This is a genomic window from Catelliglobosispora koreensis DSM 44566, from assembly GCF_000379685.1.
Classification (GTDB): Bacteria; Actinomycetota; Actinomycetes; order Mycobacteriales; family Micromonosporaceae; genus Catelliglobosispora; species Catelliglobosispora koreensis.
In genome coordinates this window covers 297,953-322,338 of sequence record NZ_KB903250.1, presented here as the reverse complement: position 1 = coordinate 322,338, position 24,386 = coordinate 297,953, and the positions used below count along the sequence as shown (strand labels likewise).

General features: G+C 65.5%; 20 protein-coding genes. 5 read left to right on the top strand and 15 right to left on the bottom strand.

The genetic code is table 11. From position 1 onward, the window contains the following. Position 1: 1 nt before the first annotated feature. A complete protein-coding gene (locus A3E1_RS0108565; protein ID WP_020520345.1) occupies positions 2–910 on the bottom strand; it encodes a glycosyltransferase family 2 protein in 909 nt (302 codons plus the stop codon). Beyond that, positions 907–2,400, bottom strand: a complete 1,494-nt coding sequence (locus tag A3E1_RS45600) for a sulfotransferase (protein WP_020520344.1) — start codon at positions 2,398–2,400, stop codon at positions 907–909. Before A3E1_RS45600 ends, A3E1_RS0108565 begins: the two co-directional genes overlap by 4 nt. 36 nt (positions 2,401–2,436) lie before the next feature. Between A3E1_RS45600 and A3E1_RS0108555 the strand changes: the two genes are divergently transcribed. Continuing rightward, positions 2,437–3,240 (top strand): WecB/TagA/CpsF family glycosyltransferase, encoded by an 804-nt coding sequence (locus tag A3E1_RS0108555; RefSeq protein WP_051104896.1) that lies wholly within the window; start codon positions 2,437–2,439, stop codon positions 3,238–3,240. Position 3,241: 1 nt separating this feature from the next. Here the strand turns inward: A3E1_RS0108555 and A3E1_RS0108550 are convergent, their stop codons facing one another. The 8 genes from A3E1_RS0108550 to A3E1_RS0108515 form a co-directional block, all read right to left on the bottom strand. Further along, on the bottom strand, positions 3,242–3,559 hold the full coding sequence (locus A3E1_RS0108550; RefSeq protein WP_020520342.1) for a hypothetical protein: 318 nt from the start codon (positions 3,557–3,559) through the stop codon (positions 3,242–3,244). A gap of 37 nt (positions 3,560–3,596) precedes the next feature. Further along, a complete protein-coding gene (locus A3E1_RS0108545; RefSeq protein ID WP_020520341.1) occupies positions 3,597–4,616 on the bottom strand; it encodes a glycoside hydrolase family 26 protein in 1,020 nt (339 codons plus the stop codon). An 85-nt stretch (positions 4,617–4,701) separates the two neighbouring features. Next, positions 4,702–5,451 carry a class I SAM-dependent methyltransferase gene (locus A3E1_RS0108540; RefSeq protein ID WP_020520340.1) on the bottom strand — a complete coding sequence of 250 codons (750 nt, stop codon included), beginning with the start codon at positions 5,449–5,451 and terminating at the stop codon, positions 4,702–4,704. Then, on the bottom strand, positions 5,441–6,925 hold the full coding sequence (locus tag A3E1_RS39510; RefSeq protein WP_020520339.1) for a lipopolysaccharide biosynthesis protein: 1,485 nt from the start codon (positions 6,923–6,925) through the stop codon (positions 5,441–5,443). Before A3E1_RS39510 ends, A3E1_RS0108540 begins: the two co-directional genes overlap by 11 nt. Beyond that, positions 6,922–7,788 carry a sulfotransferase domain-containing protein gene (locus A3E1_RS0108530; protein ID WP_020520338.1) on the bottom strand — a complete coding sequence of 289 codons (867 nt, stop codon included), beginning with the start codon at positions 7,786–7,788 and terminating at the stop codon, positions 6,922–6,924. Before A3E1_RS0108530 ends, A3E1_RS39510 begins: the two co-directional genes overlap by 4 nt. Position 7,789: 1 nt before the next feature. Further along, on the bottom strand, positions 7,790–9,004 hold the full coding sequence (locus A3E1_RS0108525; protein ID WP_020520337.1) for a hypothetical protein: 1,215 nt from the start codon (positions 9,002–9,004) through the stop codon (positions 7,790–7,792). A gap of 28 nt (positions 9,005–9,032) precedes the next feature. After that, a complete protein-coding gene (locus A3E1_RS39505) occupies positions 9,033–10,385 on the bottom strand; it encodes an O-antigen ligase family protein (RefSeq protein ID WP_020520336.1) in 1,353 nt (450 codons plus the stop codon). Next, positions 10,382–12,031 (bottom strand): tyrosine-protein kinase domain-containing protein, encoded by a 1,650-nt coding sequence (locus tag A3E1_RS0108515; RefSeq protein ID WP_020520335.1) that lies wholly within the window; start codon positions 12,029–12,031, stop codon positions 10,382–10,384. Before A3E1_RS0108515 ends, A3E1_RS39505 begins: the two co-directional genes overlap by 4 nt. A 218-nt stretch (positions 12,032–12,249) precedes the next feature. Here A3E1_RS0108515 and A3E1_RS44565 point away from each other — a divergent pair, with 218 nt between their 5' ends. Continuing rightward, a complete protein-coding gene (locus A3E1_RS44565) occupies positions 12,250–14,166 on the top strand; it encodes a CBM96 family carbohydrate-binding protein (protein ID WP_157631404.1) in 1,917 nt (638 codons plus the stop codon). On the opposite strand, the gene cysC is transcribed toward A3E1_RS44565, so the two are convergent. Beyond that, positions 14,139–15,659: an adenylyl-sulfate kinase gene (gene cysC, locus A3E1_RS0108505; RefSeq protein WP_020520333.1), complete on the bottom strand. Its 1,521-nt coding sequence runs from the start codon at positions 15,657–15,659 to the stop codon at positions 14,139–14,141. The genes A3E1_RS44565 and cysC overlap by 28 nt on opposite strands. Positions 15,660–15,774: 115 nt before the next feature. Between cysC and ppc the strand changes: the two genes are divergently transcribed. Then, positions 15,775–18,558: a phosphoenolpyruvate carboxylase gene (gene ppc / locus A3E1_RS0108500; protein ID WP_020520332.1), complete on the top strand. Its 2,784-nt coding sequence runs from the start codon at positions 15,775–15,777 to the stop codon at positions 18,556–18,558. Positions 18,559–18,630: 72 nt separating this feature from the next. After that, positions 18,631–19,038 (top strand): DUF2784 domain-containing protein, encoded by a 408-nt coding sequence (locus A3E1_RS45965; protein WP_083929409.1) that lies wholly within the window; start codon positions 18,631–18,633, stop codon positions 19,036–19,038. On the opposite strand, the gene A3E1_RS0108495 is transcribed toward A3E1_RS45965, so the two are convergent. Then, positions 18,965–19,897 (bottom strand): phosphotransferase family protein, encoded by a 933-nt coding sequence (locus A3E1_RS0108495; protein ID WP_020520331.1) that lies wholly within the window; start codon positions 19,895–19,897, stop codon positions 18,965–18,967. The genes A3E1_RS45965 and A3E1_RS0108495 overlap by 74 nt on opposite strands. Positions 19,898–19,919: 22 nt before the next feature. Here A3E1_RS0108495 and A3E1_RS0108490 point away from each other — a divergent pair, with 22 nt between their 5' ends. Beyond that, a complete protein-coding gene (locus A3E1_RS0108490; RefSeq protein ID WP_157631403.1) occupies positions 19,920–20,420 on the top strand; it encodes a hypothetical protein in 501 nt (166 codons plus the stop codon). Here A3E1_RS0108490 and A3E1_RS0108485 read toward each other — a convergent pair. The 3 genes from A3E1_RS0108485 to A3E1_RS0108475 are packed head-to-tail and all read right to left on the bottom strand — an operon-like array spanning position 20,417 to position 24,339. Continuing rightward, positions 20,417–21,397 carry an NAD-dependent epimerase/dehydratase family protein gene (locus tag A3E1_RS0108485; RefSeq protein WP_020520329.1) on the bottom strand — a complete coding sequence of 327 codons (981 nt, stop codon included), beginning with the start codon at positions 21,395–21,397 and terminating at the stop codon, positions 20,417–20,419. The genes A3E1_RS0108490 and A3E1_RS0108485 overlap by 4 nt on opposite strands. A 52-nt stretch (positions 21,398–21,449) precedes the next feature. Beyond that, complete coding sequence (locus A3E1_RS0108480; protein ID WP_020520328.1) at positions 21,450–22,886, bottom strand: M1 family metallopeptidase; 1,437 nt, start codon at positions 22,884–22,886, stop codon at positions 21,450–21,452. A 10-nt stretch (positions 22,887–22,896) separates the two neighbouring features. Beyond that, positions 22,897–24,339 carry a M1 family metallopeptidase gene (locus tag A3E1_RS0108475; protein WP_020520327.1) on the bottom strand — a complete coding sequence of 481 codons (1,443 nt, stop codon included), beginning with the start codon at positions 24,337–24,339 and terminating at the stop codon, positions 22,897–22,899. Positions 24,340–24,386: the final 47 nt, after the last annotated feature.

Genomic DNA, 24,386 nt, shown 5'->3' with positions numbered 1-24,386 from the left:
ATTAGATGCCATGCCCACGTTTGTGCAGGCTCCCGAGCACTCGCTCGACACTCGTGACCCGGCTGAGCGCGGCCAGCGCGATGACCGCCCTCGGCTCACGCCAGTTGGCCTTGACGGTCTGTTTGGTCCAGCGCCACGCGTTCTTGCGATCCCCGGCCGCGACCGACCAGCAGGCCAGCTGCCCATAAACCCGTGCCGCGCCCGGCGGGCAGCCCGCGATCTCGGGATGCCGCGCCATCATCCAGCGCAGACTTGAGATCTTCGTGCTGTACTCGTTGGCGTAGAAGCTGGTGCGACCCCACAACACTCGCACGAGCGGTTCGTCCACGTGCACGATGGGGCTCACCCGAGCGGCCCGGATGAGCAGGTCCCAGTCTTCGTTCTGGCTTCCGGGAGCGTCCTCGGCGACCGGTCCAATCGCACCGTCCTTTAACAACTCTGTCCTTCGCGCCAGAAAGCTCGACGAGTGCAGCATCGCCATGCGAGACCGGGCTAGCTGATCAACCGTCACGGTTTCGCAGCCGGCGAGGCGCGGGTGCACACGTTCCTGGAACTCGACTTCAATCGAGCACGTGGCGAATAGACCGTCTTTGAGCGCAGCGACTTGCTTGCTCAGCTTCTCGGGATGCCACACGTCGTCGTCGTCGCAGAACGCGACGAGATCGGTGTCGAGCGCCATGATTCCCGTGTTGCGCGCGCCCGCGAGGCCGGGGTCACGCCAGTTCGCGAGCACCATGACGGCCGGTTCTTCATTGGTCGCCAGGCGCCAGTCCGGCTCCTCCTGGTCGTAAACCACGATGATCCGCACCTGCCCCGCATAGTCCTGCTTACGGACCGCGGCGATGGTGCGCCGCAAGAGTTCCGGCCGGTCCCGGGTCGGGATGACCACGCCAACACTGGGCGCGCTCACCGTGCTACCTCTTCCTCAAGTCCCCACACGGACAGCCACTCTTCTTCCGGCTCCGTTTCCTTTTCCGGTGATCCAGATCCGTCTAGACGTGATCCAACCGCCTTCTGATCACGCCCCAAGGGCCGTGGCTCATCAAGCAGCGGAACCAGCTCGCCGTCATCGAACCCGTAATCCTCTTCGCCACCAAGCATCTCGTCACTGGGCGAAGAAGCACGAGAAGCGGGAACCACACGCGGGACGGGAACGGTAACCGCCTCAAAGGAACCACCCTCCGATGCGGATGCACCCTCTCCGCCAGAAACGGCGAACGAGTGCGGTGCAACGCCAGCATTCGGCTCAGTAGGAGCGCCATCAGTTGCGAGCGTGCCGGGGCTTGTGGCCGACGGCGAAGCGGGCGAGCCGGCATGCGCGCTAAGTGGCTCGGCGGAAAGGGAAGGTGGCCCGGACGAAACGGGGTCGTGGGAAAGGGAAGTGGGTGAAAGAGAAGAAGGCGGAGGGGAAGCGAAGGTGGGGCGGGAAGGGCGCGACGTGGCGGTGACGGGAATGCGGGGGAAGGGTGCCGAGCTGGATAGGGGATAGCCATAGGTGCGCAGGAGCGGCGCGCAGACGGCTCCGACGATGGCTCGCTGGCGTGGGGGCAGGGCGGTGCGCCAGGCGTCGTCGGGGCGCAGCGGGACCTCGCCGACGGTGAAGCGCATGGGGTTTCCGGCCGCGCTGTGGCACTGTCCTAACTGGACAGAGCCCGACCCGAGGAACGACAGCTCGGCGGTTGACGTGTCCAGCCCAGCGAACGCGGCGACTTTGTCCACGGTGCCGCGCGGATCGGCTAGGAAATCCTCGTACCGCAAGCGCCGCACCGCCACTCCACGTTGCCGCAGCAAACCGAAGGCGGCGTTGTGCGCGTTCCACAAAACCGCGCTGCGAGCGGGCGTGTAGCGCGTCATCTCAGAGCGGCCGTCGGTTTCCGGGCGAGCCACGGTTTTGGTCCACGAATACGCGACGCCACGCGGGTCGCGCACGACGTGGAGTACCCGCAGATCAATCTCTTCGCTGTAACGCAGGCACCAAGCCAGCGCGCTGTGCTTGGAGGAGTCGATGATGGCGGCCGCCCCGCTGACCGTCGCGGCGGCTTGATAGATGGCCGCGTAATACTCCGCGTACTCAACGGCGAGCGCGTTGAAGTCACGCTTGTGCCCGGCGGCGAGCATGGGGATGTGGCGCGTGCGCTCGACGAGCTCCTGCAGCTGCAAGATGCGGTGCACGTCGACGCGCGCCCAGCCACCGAAGGCGAGGTCGCCCACAGCGGTCCAGAAGCTACAGTCGTGGAACGACGAACCGCAGCCGCAGCGTTCGTTGTCCCGCAAGTCCCGCTGCCACAGATGCACCACCTCGCCTAGGGCACACATGCCTGGCAGTTCGCCAAGCACCCGTTCGATGAGGGTGGTCCCGCTGCGGCCCAGGCCGCCGATGTACAGCACGCGCGTCTTCACAGACCTACTAACGATTAGTCTGTAAAGTCCGTTTTCATGAGTTTTGCCGGTACTGTCTACGGCCGCCGGGTGCGCATCGGCGGGGAGTGGTTTGACGCGGTAACGGAAGAAACTGTGGCTGACCGGGTGCTCACGGCACTTGCTGAGGGCAAAGGTGGGCGGATCGTCACGCCCAACGTCGATATTTTGCGGCTGGCTAGCGCTCACGGGCGCATCGGTGCCGAGGTGAGGGGCTTTCTTAGCGACGCGACGCTGATCGTTGCCGATGGCATGCCGCTGGTGTGGGCGAGCCGTCTCGCGGGCACGCCGTTGCCGGAACGCGTGACCGGCTCGGGCCTGATCTGGACGCTCAGCGCGGCGCTTGGCCGGGCGAGGAAGTCGGTCTATGTGCTCGGTGGCGCGCCCGCGCCCATGTATGACGGTGCCGAACGAGCCGCCGCAGCGTTAGCGGCGTCGTGCCCAGGGCTGCAGATCGCCGGGCATCACGCTCCGGACTTCGGTTTCGAACATGACCCCGACACATACGCGAACGTGCTTGACAAAGTTATCGATGCAGAGCCGGATTTCGTCTACGTGGGCATCGGATTCCCCAAGCAGGAGCGTGTCATCTCTGACCTGCGCCCGGAGTTGCCTGAGGCCTGGTTTCTTGGCTGCGGAGCCGCGGTCGGATTTGTCGCGGGACAGCAAAGGCGCGCACCGTTCTGGATGCAGCGATCAGGGCTCGAGTGGGCACACCGCCTAGCTAAAGAACCCGGCCGTCTCGCCGGGCGCTATCTCGCCCACGACGCGCCCTATGCCATGAAGCTATTGGCATCCGCGGCTGTCCAAAAGCGACGGTAGCCTAGCTCGCCACCACCAGTTGGCTCGTCGGCACGGTCAAGATGACGGTGTCGTTGTTGAGATCGCCAATCTCATCGGCGGAGGCGTATTTATCGCTGCCGAGCAGATCCGTGTGCGCGATCTTGATGTAGCCGGAGCGGATCAGCGGCGTCACCTCTTCTGGCTCCACGGCTGGTTCGCCATCGTGCGCGTCAGGGTCGGCCAGCCCGTCGGGGTCGCTCATCTTGACGAGCACGACGGAACCAACGGCCTCGCCGTCACTGTCAACGACGTCCATTCCTTCGGTTACGGAGGCGATGAGCGCATGTTCTTCTGCCATGGCACCCCCATACCCTGTGCGTCGTAACGCAAACGCCTTACCGCGCGTGGAACCAGGGGTCACGGGCTGTGTCGCGAAACGCCTCAAGCACCTCAGGGTCATCGCTCACGGAAAACACTCCGTGCTCGGTGCGGTCCTCAGGATCGGATTCGAAGTAGAGCACCGCTTTGATTTGCGGATTGGCCCGGAAGACATCGGCCGCGGCGGTCAGCCAAGCCGCGCGCTGCGATGATGGCCATGCCCGGCTAACCCCATATTCGCCAACCATCATGGGCCTAGGCCGTTGCGCGCCCCACCGCAGATAGGGCTCCAGCAATTCCTTCATGGGTACTAGGTCAGAGCCGGCGTATACATCAACACAAGTCCAGTCGACCTGATCATCGCCTGGGTAGAAGGCGGCAGCGTGCCCCGAGGCGAACCCTTCGGCGGTGGGGCAAAAAACCCACGAGACGTTGCGTGCCTTCTCCTCAGCGAAGATCCGCCGGACGTAACGCCAACTCTCCTGATAGGACTCGGGCGAGCCGACCGAGGCGGCGAGGTTGGGCCGGTCCATCTCCCAGCGCAGCCGCAACAGCACCGGCTGGCGCAGGCTCTTGACCTGCCTGGCGTGCCGCCGGATCTCGTCATCGATCGCGCCACTGAGAATGTCCACACTGGACGATCCAGCCCAGCTGATCATCAAGGTCTTGCCGTCGCGCAGAAAGGCCAGATCCGACTCGGTCGCGATGTCCTCATGCAGCCGTCGATAGGTGTTGACGATGTCCAGCGGCCGCCCGAGTTGCTCCTCAAACCTGGTGATCGCGTCGTAGCGGCCAGGCTGGGAGTAGCTGTCCGGCTTCACCCACGCGCCAAACCAGGCCCCGTGCGTGGGCGCTTTCACCGGTCCCGTCACGGCCGGCGTCGCCGTCGCGACCGCGATCGGCTCCTGAAATACCGGCCGCGCCGAGTCACACCCGGCTGCGCTCGCGGCCAAACCAGCAACAGCGAAGGCAAACCACGCGCGCGTGATGGCAGTGGTGCCGCGGAGAGGTTCCCTGACCACCAAGCGCCGGTTCACCCACGAACCTGTCGGCCGGCACGCCATGGCACGCGCGATGGTGGTGAAGGCATGCCGGGCGGATGCACGGCCCTGGCGAAGGCGGCTATTCCACACGGGTGCGGCGGGCGACGTAGAGGACGTTGACGGACCAGCGGCTGAACCACGAGGTGCGGGCGGCCACGTCGTCGAGGAACGTCGCGAAGGGACGCAGCCAGCGCCTGCCGTACCAGCCGCGGCTGAACAAGGCGAAGCCGCGGCGCTCGACGACGGTGAACCCGTGCCGGTCCAGGAGTTCGGCGATCTCGGTGTGGTCCAGCTCGGCGAACCACGGCGACTCCTGATGACGGTGGTGCCTCAGGTGCCGAAGCGATTGCCGGTTGCCATGGTTCTCCACGATGAGCAAGCCCGCGTCATAGTTGCGCAAGGCCTTGGCGCTAAACGCCACGGCCCGATCACGGACTTCTTCGTCCACATTGAGCAGCAGCCGGAAGATGGTTACTAGCACGGGGGAGTCGGCTGGCTGCGGCTCGGGCACGTCTCCCACGGCGGAAATGTGATGCAGCTCAGCGTAGGCACCGATCTCGGAGGCCTTGGCGAGCATCTGGGCCGATGTGTCATAGCCGTGCGCACCGCGCACTAGACCGTGCAGCAGCCTGATCGCCCGGCCGGTTCCGCAGGCGAAGTCATGCTGAACCGGCCGCCGGTAGGGGAAGGCCCGCTTGACGAGGCTGCGCAAGTAATGGCGCTGCCGCTTGCTGATCGCCGAGGAATAGCTGTCAGGCGCGAAGACGACATGTTCGTACTTCTCGACAGTTGCCTCGTCCTGGAAGATCTCCGTGTAGTCAGCGCGCACGCCGCCTCCTCGCAGCAAGAATGACCGCCAATTCCAGCCGGGTGGAAAGCAGCCACAGCCCGAGGGCATAGGCCGCGATGCCCAGGCCGGCCCCGGCCGGGCCGGTGAGCACAGGGATGACACCAAAACTGAATCCGGCGAGGGCCATCGCCGTGAGTGTCTGTTTGCCAAAGGGGTGCAGGCGCAGCGAGATGCCCAGCTGTGCCAAGGGAAGCAGGTTGTTCACGACAACCGCCGCGGCCAGCCCGATGGCGGCGCCGACGATGCCGAGTGCGGGGATCAGCAGCACGTCGAGCGTAATCATCGTGCCGAGGGCGATGAGGACGTTCATGAGATTCCACGTCGTGCGCCCTGCCATGGAAAGCACGATGTCCACCATGCCGCACCCGGTGCCGATCAGCATGCCGAGGGCGAGGATGCGCACGGCGGGCACGGCCGAAACGTAAGCGGGACCAAAGAACTTCAGGTAGAACCCGGCGTAGTTCAGCACGAGCAAGTGCAGTGGCCACGAGATGAGCACGAGCCACGCGGTCGCTGTCTGATAGAGCCCGCGCGCGGTCGCTCTGTCGCCAATGGACAGTGATTCGGCCAGCCGTGGTTGCACCGCTTGGGAAATGGCACCGTTGGCAAGCTGGCCGACGACGATGAAGCGGCCCGCGACCGCGTAAGCGGCCGCGGGGACGAGCCCCGCCAATGCGGCCACCAGCATGACGTCGACGCGTTGCAGGGCGGTCTGGGCGCCACTGGCGATCGCGCGCGGTGCCGTGAAGCGCCAGAACTCGCCAGCCATGCCGTGCGAAGGGCCGGTCCGCGGCACCTTGCGCCCCACGAGCACGGCCGCGGCGATGAAGATGAACACATAGGGCAGCGCCCACGCGAACGCCCACTCGGCGACCGACGCGGTGAAGCCGAACAGGGCAAGCAATCCGATGCCGAGCAACTGCCCGCCGGACCGCGAGATCTTGTCTAGGACCACGGTCGGGCGCATCATCCGGTACCCCCTGGTGGTTGCCAGAAGGGCCTCGGCCAAGGCGGCCAGGGGCAGAAAGACGGCCAGCACCCGAAGCGGCGCTTGATAATGCGGGAAATAGTGTGGCGCGGCGAACCACAAGACGATCGCCAGCACGATGCTCAGCGCGGCAACGGGAACGAGCCCAGCGCGCAGGCAGGCGCGGATCAGTTCGGGATGTCCTTGTGCGCGAAGGCGTGCGGGCCAGTACACGAGCGCGGTGGAGGTGCCCAGCCGGGCGATGCTTCCCGCTAACACAAAAGCTGACGTCGCCGCGAAGAACGAGCCTGCCTGCTCCGGCCCGAGACTGCGCGCCACGAGCCACGTCACGCCCACTCCGGCGACGGCGGCGATGACGGCGCCCACGAGATTGGCCAAGCCACCCCGGGCAGCGCCGACCAGCCCGGCCTTGGCCTCGTCGCGTTGCGCCGGAAGCCGGGTGGATTTCAGTGAATCAGCGGTCATGCGCGCCAAACGGGAGTGCGCAGTAACCATTGCTCTAGGGCCAGATCGTGCTCGGCGAAGTGGGCGGTGAGATCCGCGCGCAGCTGTGGGTCCAGCTTGCTCACGCGGGGCCGGGCGTTGTGCTGCTCGAATTCCGGGTACCCGAGGTGTGGCAGCCCAAGGAAGTTGAGCACCGTGTCGTAGGCCGGTTTCGGGTCAGCGAAGAACAGCTCGCTTTCCAGCACGAGGATGTTCTCGCGGCCCAAGTGCTCGGCCATCGTCTCCAAATAAGACGCGTACTCCCCACGAGCCCGGTAGGCGTGATGCTGATGCGAGAACGAATACGCGAGCGGATCGGCCATAAGGCGTTCGATCTGCCCCCGCATCCGCACCGGCTCAAGCTGAAGGGCGGTCGCGAAGTCCTGTTCCGTCTCGAAACCACGGGCGACTTCGTGCGCGTGCTGTGAATACGCCCGCTCGACCGGATCCCGCACGAGCACCACCGCTTTGGCACCGGGCAGATCACGGGCGATCCGGGCGGGCGCGTGCGGATGGTAAAGGTAGTAAGGGCTCGACTCGAACGTTTGAGCGGGCAGCCCATATTCCTTCTCGGCCCGCGTGGCGGTCATCCGCAGCGGGAAATGCCCTTGATACCAGTTCATTCCGTGGTGATAGTTCGTGTCGAAGTAGTGCACACCCTTGTGCAGCACCGCTTTGAGCACGAGCGGATGTGCCGCGAGCGCCCGGTAGAGCGACGTCGTCCCGCAGCGCTGCCCGCCGCAGATGAGAAACGACGGCAGCATGCGGGCCGGAGCCGTGAGCCGGCCAACCGACCGCGATCCAAAGTGGACGGCGTTAATCACCGCCGGAGGCAATCCGTTCACCTTACAGCCGTCCTACTCGCTCGACGAGCACCGGCAGCAGCCACGTGCCCAAAACGCCAAGGCGCGCACCGGCTTCAGCCTGCCGGTCGGCCAGATAACGGGCCGCGAGGTCAACAAGATAAAGCAGTGCCGTGATTTCAGCGCTGTCCGGAACGACCTCAAACGGTGAGAGCAACCCGCCCGCGTTGCGGATCGTCTGCTCCACCGCTTCGCGTGGGTCAACGCCCGATTGCAGACGCCATTGCAGATCGTGGTGCAGAGCGTCAAAGCCCAGTGGCACGCCCGGGGTGAACCGTTCCCAGTCCCAGACGAGCAGTGCGTCGGGCGTGCTGGCCATGTTCCACGGGGCCCAGTCGCCGTGCCAGGCGCCATAGCGCAGCCCCAGATCGGAGCAGTGCTCGACGAGGCGCCGCGCGGCGGTGTTTAGCGCGGCGCCGTCTTCTTGATCCGTGACCTGGCTTAGCCGGGAGCGCAACTCCGCCCAGTAAGCACTCGTCGCGAGCCAGCCCTGAGTGTGTCCACAGGCTCCGGCGATCTCCAGCATGGCTTGCTGCAACCGCGAGCTGGTCAACGGAATCCGGGGCAGCCAGATCGGCAGCGGTGACTGCACAAGAACCTGGTGACCGTGCCACTGCCCGGCATGCAACACCGTGGGCACCGTGACCCGGCTGAGCTTAACATGCGAAAGTGCTTGCAGCGCAGCGGTTTCCGAGCGCACAAGCCGTCTCGTGAGCGGACCCGTGCCCAGTTTGGCGAAGCCGAGTGTGTCGCCGGTGGCGTTGAGGAGCTGTAATACGGGCTTGCGGTTGGCGCGGGCAGGTCCAATGTGGACGCTGACGCGCAGGTCCTGGCCGATGGCGGACTTCAAATAGGTGTCGATGCTGTCCGCGCTCGAGCACCGGACCCGGTCCCGCAACAAAGCAGGCCACGTGCCCGAGCGCAAGGCCAGCACCACGGCGTCGCGCTTGAGCCGGGCCATGCGGCTCTGCGGTTCAGTGAAGCGGCGCACGGCGGCGATGGCGACCCGGCGTGAGCCCATCGGAACGAGAAGCTTCGGACGGCGCGCGTCCGGGATGACGAGATATTCGGTCGAGGCCTGCCCGGTCGTGCCGGCCGGACTCGTGGGATAGAGCAGGGCCAGCACCTCCCGCAAATATTGCCCGCGCAGCTCCGCGTCACCCGCGGTCAGCTGTGCGGGAGCGGTCTTGAGGCTCACGCTGGCACCGCGTTACTTTGTTGCTCGCTCATGCGTGCCCTGCCTCCGCTGAAGAAGTTTTTGTGCTGACCGTGGGTTCAACGGCGACATCGGTCATGTTGTTGCGCCAAAGCAGCACATAGGCTGCAAACGTGAAGGCCAGGGGCGTGACCAGCGAGTTGTACCAGAGGGCGGCCACGAAAGAGCCAGCTATCGCGCATGAGGCGGCCAGTCCGATCGCGGAGCGGTCACGGCGGAAGCGCCACAGCCCGTAACCGAAGAAACCGAAGTAGGCCAGCGTGCCCGCGAGCCCGTGGGCGAAGAGCAGTTGCCAGAGCTGACCGTTGCCGCCGATGGTGAAGTTGCCGCAGCGTTCGCAGCCCTCACTCTCCCCGACCGTGATCGACTGCCGTCCGCCCATGGTGTTGCGTGTCGTGCCGAAGCCGAGCACAGGGGACTCTTGCATCCCGGCTAATGCCCGCTCGGTCAGGAACATGCGCACGCCATTGGACTTTCCGTTGTCCAGGCGCTTCTCGATCACGTCGCCAAGCGGGGAGGCGGCCGTGCCGAAGGCGAGGACGCCGCTCGCGGCCACCGCCACGATCAACGGGCGGGCCTTGCCGGCCAGTGCCTGGCGCACGCCGAGGAACAGAGCAGCCGCGCCTATGCCAATCCACAAACCACGGTTGAGCGAGTGCACGACCGGGATGAGCGACAGCACGAGCACGGCTGCTCCGCCCGCGCGGATGAGTGGTCTGTTCGTGTATTTCCACAGGGCGACGACGAACCAGCCCATGAGCAGGCAGTAGTTGTTGCCCCAGGTGTTGGTGTAGCCCCAGGGCGCGGCCGGGCGTGGCAACGGGTCGCCGACGATTTCGTGCAGCTGTGCGGCGTACGGGTGGACGAGGGATTTGATGAATCCCTTTCCGGTCCAGCTCTTGGGCAACAGCATTTCCACCGGGGACGTCATCTCCAGGTGACCGGCGAAGGTGCCGAGCAGTCCACCCACGACGGTCACGACGAACAGCCACGCGAGCAGCAGGACGAGGCGGCGCTGGCTGAGCCGGCGCAACGGCTGGCTGCCCGCATAGATCAGAAGCACTGTGAGCGAGGCGTACTGCACGAGCCGGTAGGTCACGCCGATGATGCGGTCGCTGAAGCCACCCGCGACGGCGCCGTCTGGCTCCGCGTTGAGCGCCGCGATCCCGGCCACCACGACGAGGCAAAAAAGAAGCCAGAGCACAAACCCTGGCGGCATGCGGACCGGGTCTTCGCCCGTGACGCGCCATCGGCGGTGCTGACGGTAAAGCGAAATCGCCATCAGCACCGCCGCGATGGGGAAGATCAGCACCCCTAGGCCGAGCAGCCACCACAGGGGATAGAAGCCGAGCAGCGCGATCATCGGCCGGTGGCTTGATCCAGGGCCGCGAGCGTTTCTGGGTCCAGAGTGGACAGCATCTCCGTCTGGTCCTGCGGCAGGTCGTCATGACCGTTGAGTTCTGGGCCGGGCGGAGGCATGACCACGGTTGGCTCGGCCGCTTCGAGAGCCGGCTGTTTGCGCGGCGCGATCCGGGGCATGATCACCGCTCCGAGCAGTGGCGTGCCGACTCGGCGCAACTGTTCGGCCGCGTCACTGACCTCGGGGCGGCGGGTCCGCCGGACCTCGACCGCGAGGATAGCCGCGTCGGCGAGGCTGGCCAGCGACTGGGCATCGGCACCGGTCGACGTGGACGGTGCCTCAATGACGAGATATTCAGCGTTGCCACGCAACGTATCCACCATCTCGCGCAGTGCCTGAGACTGCAGCAGCCCGGCCGCGCTGCCAGTGGCGCCGGCGGTGATCACGCGCAATGTGGGATTGCGGGCCGCCCGCTGCGTGACCTCACTGAGGTTGGCCCGTCCCGCGAGCACATCGGACAGTCCCGGCGCGGGGGAGACGCCCATGAGCCGGGCGAGTGGGGCCGGGTCGATGAGCGAGTCCGGGGCGTGGGCGCCAATGAGCACCACGTTGGTGCCGGTGCGGGCCAGGGCGGCCGCGAGGTTTGCCGCGACGCTGGTGGCCGCCGCGCCCCGGCTCGCGCCGGTGACCACAACGACCTGCTCGCCGGGCTGCATCGCGGCGACGACCTCGTTGCGCAGACGGTTGAACGCTCTTCCGCCACCTGAGAACGGCGCGAACACATCGTCTTGCGGGACCGCCTTGTCCGTGATCTGGCCCAGCACCGGGATGCCGCAACGGTTCGTCACGTCGGTGCGGCCGCGCACGCGACGGTCGAACCGTTCCCGAAGACCGGCCGTCGCGAAGCCCACGAGCAGCCCGAGGACGGCTCCCGCGGCGACGTTGACGGGAGTGTTGGGCTTGACCGGCTTTCCGGGCAGGCGAGCGTCCCGGATGATCACACCACCGCTGACAGTCTCCGTCGTCAAGCCATTGATCTTCCCGGTGAGCTGATTGATCTGCCCGACCGTCATGTCCCGCTGGCTGTCCAAAGTGGCGTATGCCGACGAGCCACTGCGAGCGGTCGCGAGCTGGGTATTGATCTTCGTCAACTCGCTAGTGAGCTCCGCGAGCTTGCCCTTCAGTGACTCGATCTGGCCCGTCAGTGTCGCTTTGGCGTTCTCTTCGCGATTGTGCAAATACGACTCGGCGAAAGCGCGAGCGCCCGCCTGGGCTTCGGCCGCTGTCGTCGCGTTGAACTTGATCTGAAGCACCGAAGTGTTGGGCGGCACCTCCACCGCAACTCGTGCCGTAAGCGCCTCGATGTCGTCACGGCCGAGCCGGGCGGCGGCCTGGCTGACCACGGCTGTCGAGCGCACCAGCTGAGCTTCGGTGTCGAGGTTGATCTCGTCGCGCGTCCGTCCACCGGCGACATTGGCGTCCTGGCCCGCTGGCCGCACGAGAACTTGAGCGGCCGACACATATTCGCGCGGTAACTGGTCGTTGTAGGCGTAGCCCGCAGCAAGTCCCGCTGTGAGTGCCAGCAGGACAATCCACCAGTGCCGGCGTGCCATGGTCAGGTAATCGCTGAGCTCGTATGACGCGTCCACGCTGAGTCAACGCTGCCTGCTATACGGACGTAACTCGCCGTTCTACCCCATAACACCCGTTTCGCTGTTTCCGCAGCTAGAAAGGTTTTGTGAGGACAAGCTGCGAAAGGGATCAAAAAGGGTAATATGCCGGTAACTGGCGTAAACGGGACGTCAGCCCCCCGGCTGGAAGGCATAACCGCATGGGTGGTATGCGCAGGGTAGCGAAAGCTCGCGCCTTGACCAGCTTCGCTGCAGCCTTAGTGGCGCTTGCCGCAGCGATTCTGATCGGCATCATCGGTGGCAAGGTCGCGGCCTTGCCCCAGCGAGTAACAACGGCCGGGGACGCCTATGCCCTGACCGCGGCTCCCGAAGAGACGAGTGGAACCCAGGACTATCTAGCTGCAGGTGGCATCGATGGCGGCGCGGCCATCAGCTACGTCAAGTTCGACGTCACCCTGCCCGACAACGGTCAGCTGCCGAAACGGACCTGGCTGTGGCTCGGGCGGCACTCCGGTCAGCTGCCGGAGTTGCTCGAACTGACCCACGTTCCCGATGCGGGCTGGGATGAAAAGGAACTCGCCGCGGACACGGCACCCAGGCTCGGCGACGTCGTCGCCATGGTCGAACCGAGACCCGATGCCCCCGCTGTCGCCTTTGACATCACGAGCGTGGTCAAGAAGTCCGGCACGTTCGCGTTCGCGATCACCAGCCCGACGAGTCTTGAGTACGCCAAGTTCGTGGCACGGGAAGCCTTGGAAACGCTCACTGGCGCCCCGACGATCACGTTCGACTGGTGGGTGGACAACCCGTCGGAGTCGGCGTCCTCGGGTCCATGGAACCCGCCGTCGTTCACTCCCACGCCGCGCACCTCCGAGCCGGTGACCGACCCCTGGCCGACCGCTTCGCCGAGCGTCACGGAGAGCGCGAGCGTTTCACCATCGCCAACCGACAGTCCAACCCCGACGGAAAGCCCGAGCGAAAGCCCGAGTCCGACGGAGAGCCCGTCTGAGAGCCCGAGTCCGACGGAGAGCCCGTCTGAGAGCCCGAGTCCGACGGAGAGCCCGTCCGAGAGCCCGAGTCCGACCGAAAGCCCGAGTCCGACCGAAAGCCCGAGTCCGACCGAAAGCCCGAGCGCCAGTCCAAGCGCGACAGAAAGCCCGAGTGCCAGCCCCAGCCAGCCGCAGAAGTGCACGGTGCGCGATCGACTCGTACCAACATGTGGTGCTCTTTGGGGTGTAGCCCCTGGCGCGCACACCTCGCAAGATCGCATCGAGGCGCTTAAGAACTTCGATCGCCTGGCGGAACGCCCGCAGCTGATCTATCACGCCTATCATCGGGGACACGAGCTGTTCCCGACGCAGGCCGAAGTTGAGCTGACGCGTGACCCGGACTTCCCGCGGATCCTGTTCCTGAACTGGAAACCGCTCGGCGTGACGTGGGCCGAGATCGCCCGCTCCGATCAGCGCACCGATGCCTACCTGGACCGGCTGGCCGCGCACATCAAGAAGGTGCATCCGGAACAGTTCTTCTTCACGATTCACCACGAGCCGGAAAATGACGTCCGGGACCAAGAAGGCAGCGGGATGACGGCCAAGGACTACGCCGCCGCGTTCCGTTACGTCGTCAAGTACTTGCGCGGCAAGGGTATGACCAACGCGGTCACGGTGATGTCCTACATGGCCTACATCCCGTGGAACACCAAGCCGTGGTTCGAAGACCTTTACCCAGGAGCCGATGTCGTCGACTGGGTGGCGTGGGACATCTACTCCTACAGCGACCCTGGCTACGGCTTTGGTGACTTCGCCGAGATGATGAACCGGCGCTCCGGTAGCCGCAAAGGCTGGCCCGGTTTCTACAACTGGGCCGCGAAAACGTTCCCCGACAAGCCTTTGATGGTTGGCGAGTGGGGCGTCTGGTACTCGCGCAAGAACCCGGGCCATCACGAAAAGTTCTTCGATTCAGCCCGGTTGCAGCTTGACCTGTTCCCGCGAGTCAAAGCGTTCGTCTACTTCGAAACGCCTAATGCGGACGGACGCGACTCCCGCATTCAGCACACGAGCGGTGGCCAGCGGGCGTTCCAGAAACTGAGCGACCACCGGGCCTTCGACGTTGAGCTGGGCCGCACCTATCCGCGAGGGTTGATCCAGCCCTGATCGGCGAGGTAGGTCAGCACTTCGCTGACCGCCTCGCTGACCGTTCCCACTGAGGCGTCGATCGTGAGCTGCGCGTCCTGCGGCTCCTCGTAGGGATCGTCCACTCCGGTCATTCCCGTCAGCGTGCCTGCCCGGGCGCGGGCGTAAAGGCCTTTGCGGTCGCGCTGTTCGCAGACCTCAATGGGCGTCGCGACGTGCACGAGCACGAAGTCGGCTCCGGCAGCGTGCGCCATCTCGCGCGCGGCGGCACGGGCAGCGGCGTAGGGCGCGATGGGACAGCAGATCGCCATGCCGCCGTGGCGGGCGGCCTCCGCGGCGACCCAGCCAATGCGGCGGATGTTGCGGTCTCTGTCCTCTTTGGAGAATCCGAGCCCGGCGCTCAGCTCGCGCCGGACCACATCGCCATCGAGCAATGTGAGCGACCGCTCCCCGGTTTCGAGCAGGGCGTCGGAAACGCCACGCGCGATGGTCGACTTGCCGGAACCCGAAAGCCCGGTGAAGAAGAGCACGAGACCGCGGTGGCGGCGCGGCGGGCGGGCCCGGCCGAGTTCCTTGGCGACCGCGGGCGGCGTGTGCCACTCGGGAAGCGCGAGACCATCGTCGAGCAGGTCGGCGATCTCGCGGGTCTTCAGCGGACGGCGCTCGAAGCGTTCCGGCACCTCGTCGCGGTCGCGCCACTGTCCGTCGCGGGCGTCATACGAAAGCTCGCGCGGGACGATCAGTTTGACGCCAGCTCCGGTGACGGTGCCCGACGTGGACAGCAGGTGGGTCACGCCGTAAGCGGCGGCGACGCGCGCGCGAAGCAGCGCGTCGATCAGCTCCGAGCCACGTTCGGCCAGCGGAACGGCGATGATCACGGGCGAGGGCATCCGGTCGCGTGCGGCCAGCACACTGCGCACGAGAGCCTCTGGCGTGAGCCCATCGGGGCTCGGTCCTGAGACGGGGATCAGGATCAATACCTGCGCGGCGAGCTGGCGCGACGCGTGCACGAGCTGAGCCAGCTGCGGCCGGTGCAGCGGACGGTCGGCGAAGATACCGAGCACACGTGGCTCGGTCAGGTAGGACCGGACGGTTTCCGTGTCGGCGCGAAGCCGGGAGAACGGGGCGTGACCTCCGTCACCATGACGGTGAACCGGCCCGGCGACACCGTGCCAGCCTGGCCGGGTCTCCCACGTTTCCTCGATAAGGACGATCGCCACCGGGGCACCCTCGGGGTCGGTCACCACCAAAGGTGTGGGTTGCCCGGCCTCAATCCCATCGATCATTCCTGATGGAATTTCCAGTGTGATGGGCACCGGCCAAGCCGCGCCACTGGGAAGTTTCCCTGTCCGCGCAACGGATTCAAGATCGGCTGGTCCCATGAAACCGGTCAGTGGCGCATACGCGCCGGCGAGCAATAGCTCCAGATCAGAGAGCTCCGTTGCCGACGGTGTCCACGACGGGGCGCCGCGTAACGACTCCTCGCTGATCACTAGCTCACTACGCTCTCCCATGGGTGACTAGTTTGGCAGGCCAGGCCGGGGAGGTCGAGCACACCTCTGGGTAACTAGAGATAGCATCATCGGCGGACATCGGCGTCCTTCTGCACCACGTCTGGAAGGAACGCACGTGAGTTTCGACGATGACGCCACCGCAGGTGAGGATGCCGCCCTCCGGGCCGACATCCGGCGCCTAGGCACCCTGCTCGGCCAGACCCTCGCTCGCCAGGAGGGCCGGGCCCTTCTCGACCTGGTCGAGGAAGTCAGAGCCCTCGTCCGGTCCGACGCCGATGGAGCCGCCGCCAAGCTCGGTGGCGTCGACGTCAGCACCGCGACACTGCTCGCCCGCGCCTTCTCGACCTACTTCCACCTGGCCAACATCACCGAGCAGGTGCACCGCGCCCGGGAGTTGCGCCGCCGCCGCGCGCAACAGGGCGGCTGGCTCGACGGCGCCGCTCAGCGCATCGCGGCCCGGGAGGTTCCGGCGAAAGAACTCGCCGCTGCCGCGCGACGGCTCGCCATCCGGCCGGTCTTCACCGCCCACCCCACCGAGGCCGCGCGCCGCTCGATCCTGACCAAGCTGCGGACCATCGCCGATCACCTCGACAATGAGTACGCCGAAGCCGCCCTCTTTGGTGACACGACCAAAGCCGACGGCCGTCTGGCCGAACTCCTCGATCTCTTGTGGCAGACCGACGAGTTGCGCCTCGATCGTCCTGACCCGACGGATGAGGCCCGTAACGCGGTCTATTACCTGCGCGACTTGTACGACGACGCGGCTCCCCGCGTACTGGCTGATCTGGCTGAGACGCTCAAGCGGCTCGGCGTGGAAACCGCGCCCATTTCGCGGCCGCTGACCTTTGGCACGTGGATCGGTGGAGATCGCGACGGCAATCCGTTCGTCACGCCGGCCGTGACGCGTGAAGTCCTTATCCTGCAACATGAGCACGGCATCCGTGCGGTGGAGAACGCGCTCGACGAACTCATCAACGAGGTCTCCGTGTCGCGCCGGCTGCGTGGCGTGTCGCTTGATCTGTCCGCGAGCCTGGCTAAGGATCTGGACGCGCTGCCCGAGGTGGCGTCCCGTTTCCGCCGCGTCAACGCCGAGGAGCCGTACCGTCTCAAGGCGCGCTGCATGAAAGCCAAGCTGGCGAACACCCGCTCGCGGCTGGCCAACGGCACGGCACACGAACCGGGTCGCGACTATCTGGGCTCGGCTGAGCTGATCACCGACCTCGAACTCGTGCGCGCGTCACTGGCCCGTAACGCGGGACAGCTAACGGCGACCGGTCTGCTCGCCTCGGTGATCCGGGTCGTGAGCGCGTTCGGTTTGCATCTGGCCACTTTGGACGTTCGTGAGCACGCGGACGCACATCACGTTGTGCTGTCTCAGCTTTACGCTCGCGTCGGCGAAGTGCCCAACTATGACTCACTGTCCCGTGAGGAGCGCACGGCGCTGCTCACCGAGGAGCTGACGGGCCGCCGACCACTGTCCAGTGTGGACACTCCGCTCACCGACGCGGCCCGCAAAACGTTTGATGTCTTCAAAACGATCCGCGATGCCCATGCGCAGTTTGGCGCCGATGTCATCGAGTCCTACATCATCTCGATGACCCGCGGCATCGACGATGTGCTTGCCGCGGTCGTGCTGGGGCGCGAAGCGGGCCTCGTCGACGCGCACGCGGGACGGGCCGCCATCGGTTTCGTTCCGTTGCTGGAGACGGTCGCTGAACTGGACGCTGGCGGGGCTTTGCTCGATCAGCTCCTCCGGATCCCGGCCTATCGCGCGATCGTCGCCGCGCGCGGTGACGTGCAAGAAGTCATGCTCGGCTACTCCGACTCCAACAAGGAAGCCGGGATCACGACGAGCCAGTGGGCGATCCACAAGGCACAGCGGTCCTTGCGCGACACCGCCGCCAAACACGGTGTGCGGCTGCGGCTTTTCCACGGCCGGGGCGGCACGGTTGGCCGTGGCGGTGGCCCGACGCACGAGGCGATCCTCGCCCAGCCCTACGGCACGCTCGACGGCGCTATCAAGGTCACCGAGCAAGGCGAGGTCATCTCCGACAAGTACACGCTGCCGGCCCTGGCTCGCGAGAACCTTGAGCTGACCGTCGCCGCGGTGCTTCAGGCCACGCTCCTGCACACCACGCCCCGTCAGCCCGCGGAAATGCTGGCCAACTGGGACGCTGGCATGACCCGCATGTCGGATGCCGCGTTCAAGGCCTATCGCGAACTCGTCGACGACCCGCACCTCCCGGAGTATTTCTGGGCCGCCACGCCCACCGAACTCCTTGGCGCGCTTAACATCGGCTCCCGTCCGGCCAAGCGCCCCGACTCGGGCGCCGGTCTCGGCGGCCTGCGCGCGATCCCATGGGTGTTCGGCTGGACCCAGTCGCGCCAGATCGTGCCGGGCTGGTTCGGCGTCGGCACCGGGCTGCGAGCCCTGCGGGAAGCCGGGCAAGCCGATCTGCTGCGCGAGATGCACGAGAACTGGCACTTCTTCCGGACGTTCTTGTCCAATGTGGAGATGATGCTGACCAAGACCGACCTGACCATCGCGCGGGGCTATGTCCAAGCGCTGGTGCCAGCGCCGTTGCGGTCGATCTTCGAGACCATTGAGCGGGAGTACGAATTGACCGTGGCCGAAGTCCTGGCGGTGACCGGAGAATCCGGTCTGCTGGAAGGCCAGCCGGTGCTCAAGCGCACGCTGACGGTTCGTGACACCTACCTGGAGCCGTTGCATCACCTTCAGGTGGCGCTGCTGCGGCAATACCGCGATCACGGGCACGCTGGCCGGTCGATCTCGACGGCCCCCGGCTCACGGCGCACCAACAGTGGCGACCCGACCCTGGAACGCGCGCTGCTGACCACCGTCAACGGCATCGCGGCCGGCATGAGGAACACAGGTTGAGTAGTTTCGCCGTGGTCGCTTAAGCATCTTGCCCCTGGCCTCAGCGGAGGTCAGGGGCATAGTGTCGTATTTATGTGGTACCGGCTGCTGGGCGACGTGACGATGGTGTTCCACTTCGCGTTCCTGGTCTACGTCACCCTGGGCGGCTTCCTGGCGTGGTGGCGGCCCTGGCTCATCTGGCCCCACATCGCGCTAGCGGGCTGGGGCTTCTCCACGGTCCTGGTCGGGTTCGACTGCCCGCTTACCTACGTGGAAAACTGGGCCCGGGACAAGGCCGGACAGCAGGGTCTAGAGCCCACCGGTTTCATCGACACCTACATCGAGGGTGTCATCTACCCGGAGCAATACACCAACCTTCTGCGTGCGCTAGTCGCCGGGCTCGTGCTGGTCTCGTGGATCGGTGCGTTCATCCGCTGGCGAGCCAGGAAATCTCGGCGTCCAGAAGCTGTGCCACATAACGGATCCGCTGTTCCTCAGTGATGCCCCGGCTGGGCACCTCGACGTGCATGAGCAAGTAGAGATACATGCGGTAGAGGGCTAGCCGTCGCTTGTGGAGCGCCACCGGGCCATAGCCGCGCAGGAACGGGTGCTCAGGCTGGTCTTCGATCTTCTGAAACAGCGCTGTGGACACAAAGTCAAACAACGGGTCGCCGAAGAAGTATCTTTCACCGTCCACGAGTCCGGTCAGTTTGCCGTTCTGGCACAAGACGTTGCCGTCCCACAGGTCGAAGTGCACGAGACGCGGCTCGGTCACCTCGTCGAGCACGGCACGGCTTTGATTGACCACCGCCCGGATCACGCCGGCGCTTTGGGGCAGCGGCACTTTCCACCGCACAGCATCGCCGAGTAGCGCATCGACCATGCCCTGGAACGCCTTGGACCACGTCTCGGCTTGTGGGCGCGTGCTCGTGGGGTACCCGAAGAGGGGTCCTTTGATGTTGTGGATCCTGGAGAGCACGGCTCCGGTCTGCTCCCGCACACGCGGATCATCGTCCTGATCGGACAGTGGGGTGCCCGGCAGGTACGTGACGAACAGAAAGTCCTTGTCGCCGTAGAGAACCGTGGGCACGGGCGCGTCCGGGAGGTGCGACCGCACGAGCCGGTAATACGCCGCCTCCGACTCGATCATGTCGGCTTCGTAGGTGAGCAACGGCGTCTGCGGCGACGGCCCGGCCTTCAGCACCGTGTCGCGGCCGTCGCTCAACCCGACCCGCCAGACCGCCGCGAACGTCCCACCATTGAGCGGCTTGCATCCGACTACCGAGACCTCAGGAAACGCCTGCCGTGCATAAGCTTTGACCTCGTCATCGGTCAACTGGCGTTGCGTAGGGCTCGTCATGCCGAAATGCTACTTTGCGTTCGTGCTGGATTATTACCTCGTCGGCCCGAACACCGTGCTCGTCGAGGAATTCGTCTTGGAGCCAACCGGGGCTGCCATCGGCATTGACAGTGTTTGCTTCTCACCGTCAGCCTGGGCTAGCGGTGCGTCGCTAAGCCGTGAGATCCGGGCAGATGCGGCGCTGCGGGAATCAGTGCGGCCCGTCACGCGTGCCGAGGCAGAGCAAGCCGCTGACCTGCCAGCCGAATCCGTGCTGTGCTCCCTGTTCACTGACCGGATTCCACTGGGTGCGCAGCCGCTTTCCTTTGGCGATGAGAGCATTCTGCGCCTGCTCTTCGCAGGCCGGCGAGATGCGCCGTCATTGTCGATAGTGGACGTTCAGTGGAAGCTTCGCGACGTCGGTCCTGGCCTCGCGTGGGCGGTCGACCTTTACGGCCCGGCGACGCCGGCGGTGGTGCACCTGGTCAAATCCCAGATGCACCGTCAGGGCTTCCTGCCCATCACCATCGAACGCCTTGGCTAGCTTGACTTGTGCCAAGCGGCTAGGACTTCGGCTTCCTCTTCGGCGGTTAGCCCGGCTCTGATGGCGGTCCCTTCGCCTGTGGCGGCGAGAGTGTCGCGAGCGGTTTCAGCCAGCGGGCGCTGGATGAGACCGGCAGCCAGGGAGGGCGAGACGTCGTGCGACATGAACCCCGCGTACTCAGGCAGCGGCAGCCACATCGGCAAGGATCGCTCACCGGCCCAGGGGCTAACGTTCTGCTCGGCCAGGAATTCCTGCGGAACCCACGTGAGCGACGGCGCGACGGACAGTCCAGAGGCGATGCCATCAAAGAACTCTGACCGTGTCACTGGAGCGCCGATGCCGTCGAACGCGCCCGTCAGCCCGGTCTCGGCGGCCTTCACGAGCCACGCGCCCAGGTCGCGTACGTCGATCCACTGCACGTAGTCCTCCGGGGTGCCCGGGGCGAGGATCTCGCCGCCACGGTCCAAACGCGACACCCAGTAGCTGAACCGGTTGCCGATGTCTTCCGGCCCAACGATGAGGCCAGCGCGGCAAACAAACGTTGGCACACCGGTCGCCGCGAACAGTTGCTCGCATGCGACCTTCGCCGGACCGTAGTTCTCCATCACCTCTTCGCCGTCTTCTGGCAGCGGGTCATGCAGCGGGAGTTGGTGGGCCAGCGCGAGCGGGACGCTGTCGTCGGAGTAAGCGCTGCAGCTCGACACGAACGTCCAGTGCCCCACGCGACCCTCAAGCGCGGCAAGCGAGTTGCGCACGTGCGAAGGCCAGCGAGCGACATCGATAGCCGCGTCAAACGTGCCCTCCAGGGCGGAAAGCCCGTCCGGTGAACTGCGGTCGATCTCGACGAACGTCACGCCGTCGGGCACCGATCCGGACACACCGCGGGCGGCACAAGTGACCTCGTGCCCCGCTTCGACCGCCGCGCGGGCGGCGGCCCGGCCCAGGAACACGGTGCCGCCGAGAATCAGGATCTTCATGCCGCCCAGCTTGGCGCACTATTGGCCGATGCCCAAGCGTTTCTGCCAAGAGCTAAGTAGCCGGTGGTGTGACCGGGGAATCGAGCCAGGTGTCGATCAAGGGCTTGAAGTCGCGGCCGGTGTGCTTGGTGACGAAGGCGGTGAACGAGGCGCGGTCCTGCACGGTGTTCTTGTTGGCCGTGACCCAGGCTTTAGCCATGTCGAAGAAAGCCTTGTCGCCCAGCTGTTTGCGGATCTCGTTGAGCATCAGGGCGGGGCAGATGTACATGTTAGACCGCCCAAAGTCAGCCGCGTTCGGCTTGCCCGGCGGGCCAAAGTCTTGCCGCAGCTTGGCATCCGTGGCGCGGATGCGGGCTTCCCACTGCTCCCACGAGACGCCGTCGCGCTCGTTTTCGAACATGATCTGCCCGAACATCGTCCAGCCTTCGTTGAGCCACAAGCTGTCCCAGCTGTTCGTGGTCACCGTGTCGCCAAACCAGTGGTGGATGAACTCGTGCACCAGCACGCCTTCGCGATAGACATGATCGGCTGCTTCCAGCCGGTTTGCCAGACCCATCGTGACCAGCTGCTGTGTCTCCATCGCTGACGTCGCCGGGACGATCAGCACTCCCGCGGTCGGGAACGGGTAGGGGCCGAACTTCGACTCGATCCAGGTCAGGTAACGCGGCGAGTGCTCGACGGTGGAGAGCATGGCGTCATCGCGGCCGGGAACGTACCAGTACGTCAAAGGCAAGCCGTGCGGGCCGGTCGCCGTCTTCTGGCGATAAGGCCCAGCGGCAAGCGTCGTCAGGTAGCTCGCCATCGGGTCGGCGGACTTGTAACGGAACGTCTGTCCGTCCCGCCCCGCTGGCGTTCCGCCCGCGATGCCCGCCCAGCCCTCGGGAACCGTGATCGCGATGTCATAGAGCGCTTTATCCGAGGGATGATCATTCACTGGGTACCAGGTGAAGGCACCGAAAGGCTCTTGCATCGTCCACAGTGAACCTTCTCTGGTCACGCGCAACCCGAGCGTGGAAAAGTCCTGCCGGCGCGTGGGTGCGGTGACCACAGCGGGCGTGCCGTGATATTTGATGACCAGCCTCGCGCGCTGATCCTTCTTCAGCTGTGCGGGCACCGTGAGGTTGTCGTCAGCCGGGCTGCCCGTCTTGGCGACGCCATCAAGAGTCACTGAATCAGCCTTGAGCGCGCCGGAAAAATCCAGGGTCAGCTCACTAAGGTCCTTCGCCGCGCGTAGATGAATCGTCGCCGTGCCGGTCAGTTTCTTCTCCGACGGCGACCACGCCAAGTCGAGTCCATAGTGGAGCACGTCCACGCCTGCGTTGCCGTGCTGTGGATAGACCGGGTCGGCGATGGGTTCCGACCGCCCAGCTTCATAGACGGCGTAGTCGCCGTTGTAGCTGGTCTCCGGGGCAGGCTGCGGCAACGGCGCTGGCGTTGGGGTGCAAGCGGCGAGGACAGCGCAAAGGACTAACGCAGGGGTGCGGCGCATGCGCTCAACGTTATTTAGGCGTCGTGGGGCTGTCTAGCCAGGTATTGATCAGAGACGTGAAGTCCCTGCCGGTCTGCTTGTTGACGAAATCGATGAACGAGGCGCGGTCCTGTGTGGTGTTCTTACCGAACGCCGCCCACGCCTTGCCCAGTTCGAAGAACGCTTGATCACCAATCTGTTTGCGGATCTGGTGCAGCATGAGCGCCGGGCAGTAGTACACATTGGACTCGGCGAAACTGTCCGCGCGCGGCTTTCCGGGCGGGCCCGACTTGGCCCGCAGCTGCGCGTCACGGCTGCGAATCCACGTCTCCCACTCCTTGTCGGACAAGCCATCCCGCTTGTTCGACCAGTGGAACTCCACCCACATGGCCCAGCCCTCGTTCAGCCAAACGTCGATCCAGGTGCTCGGGCCGACCGTGTCACCGAACCAATGGTGGGCCAGCTCGTGGATCATCACGTCTTCCCACAGTTCGTCGTTGTCCGCGCTGCGGGCAGCCTTGATCGTGCCCAGTGTGATCATCTGCTGGGTTTCCATGCCCGACTCCGACGGCACGATGACCACGCCGGCACTCGGGAACGGGTACGGCCCGAAGCGCTCTTCCAGCCACGCAAGGTATTCCGGCGTCTTGCGGATCATCTTCATCATGGCGTCGTCGCGACCCTTGACGTACCAATACGTCACGGGCAGGTCGCGGGGACCCTTCGCGGTTTCCTTGGTGTACTGCCCGACCGCCAGCGTGGTCAGGTAACTCGCCACGGGATCGGAACTCGTGTAGCGGAACGTGTTTCCGGTCTGTCCCGCTGGCGTGCCACTGGCGACCCCGGACCAACCCTCGGGCACAGTCACGTTGATGTCGTAGAGCGCTTTGTCCGACGGGTGGTCGTTCACGGGATACCACGTGAAGGCGCCGTAAGGCTCTTGCATCGTCCACAGTGAACCGTCAGCCGTGACTGTCAGCCCCAGGTCCTCGGCGTCGCTGCGATGAGTTGGCATGGGCACCGGCTTGGGGGTGCCGTGATACTTGATCTCCAGCGTCGCGTACCGGTCTTTGGCCAGCGCCGCTGGGACAGTGATGTTGTCATCAGCCGCGCTGCCCGTCGTGGCCACACCATCGAGCGTCACCGCGTCGACCGTCATGGCCGTTGACAGGTCGAGCTTGATCTCGGGCACGTCAGCGGCGGCCCGCAACCGCAGCCGTGCCGTTCCCGTGAACAGTTTCGTGCCCGGCTCCCAGCTCAAATCCAAAGCGTAGTGCAAGACGTCGATGCTTGGATTGCCGTGCTGTGGGTAGAGCGGGTCAGCGACCGGCTTGGACAAGCCCGCCTTCCACGGCGTGTAGTCCTGCGAAGCCTTAGTTTGCTCGGCTGGAGCTGGCTGTGGAATGACGGGAACTGATGGTGAGCAGGCGCTAAGCGTGAGGCCAACCAGCAGCACGAAGGGGGTGCGGCGCATTGGTGCACGATAACGTCAGTGGACGCGAGTAAGCTGTCCCTATCACC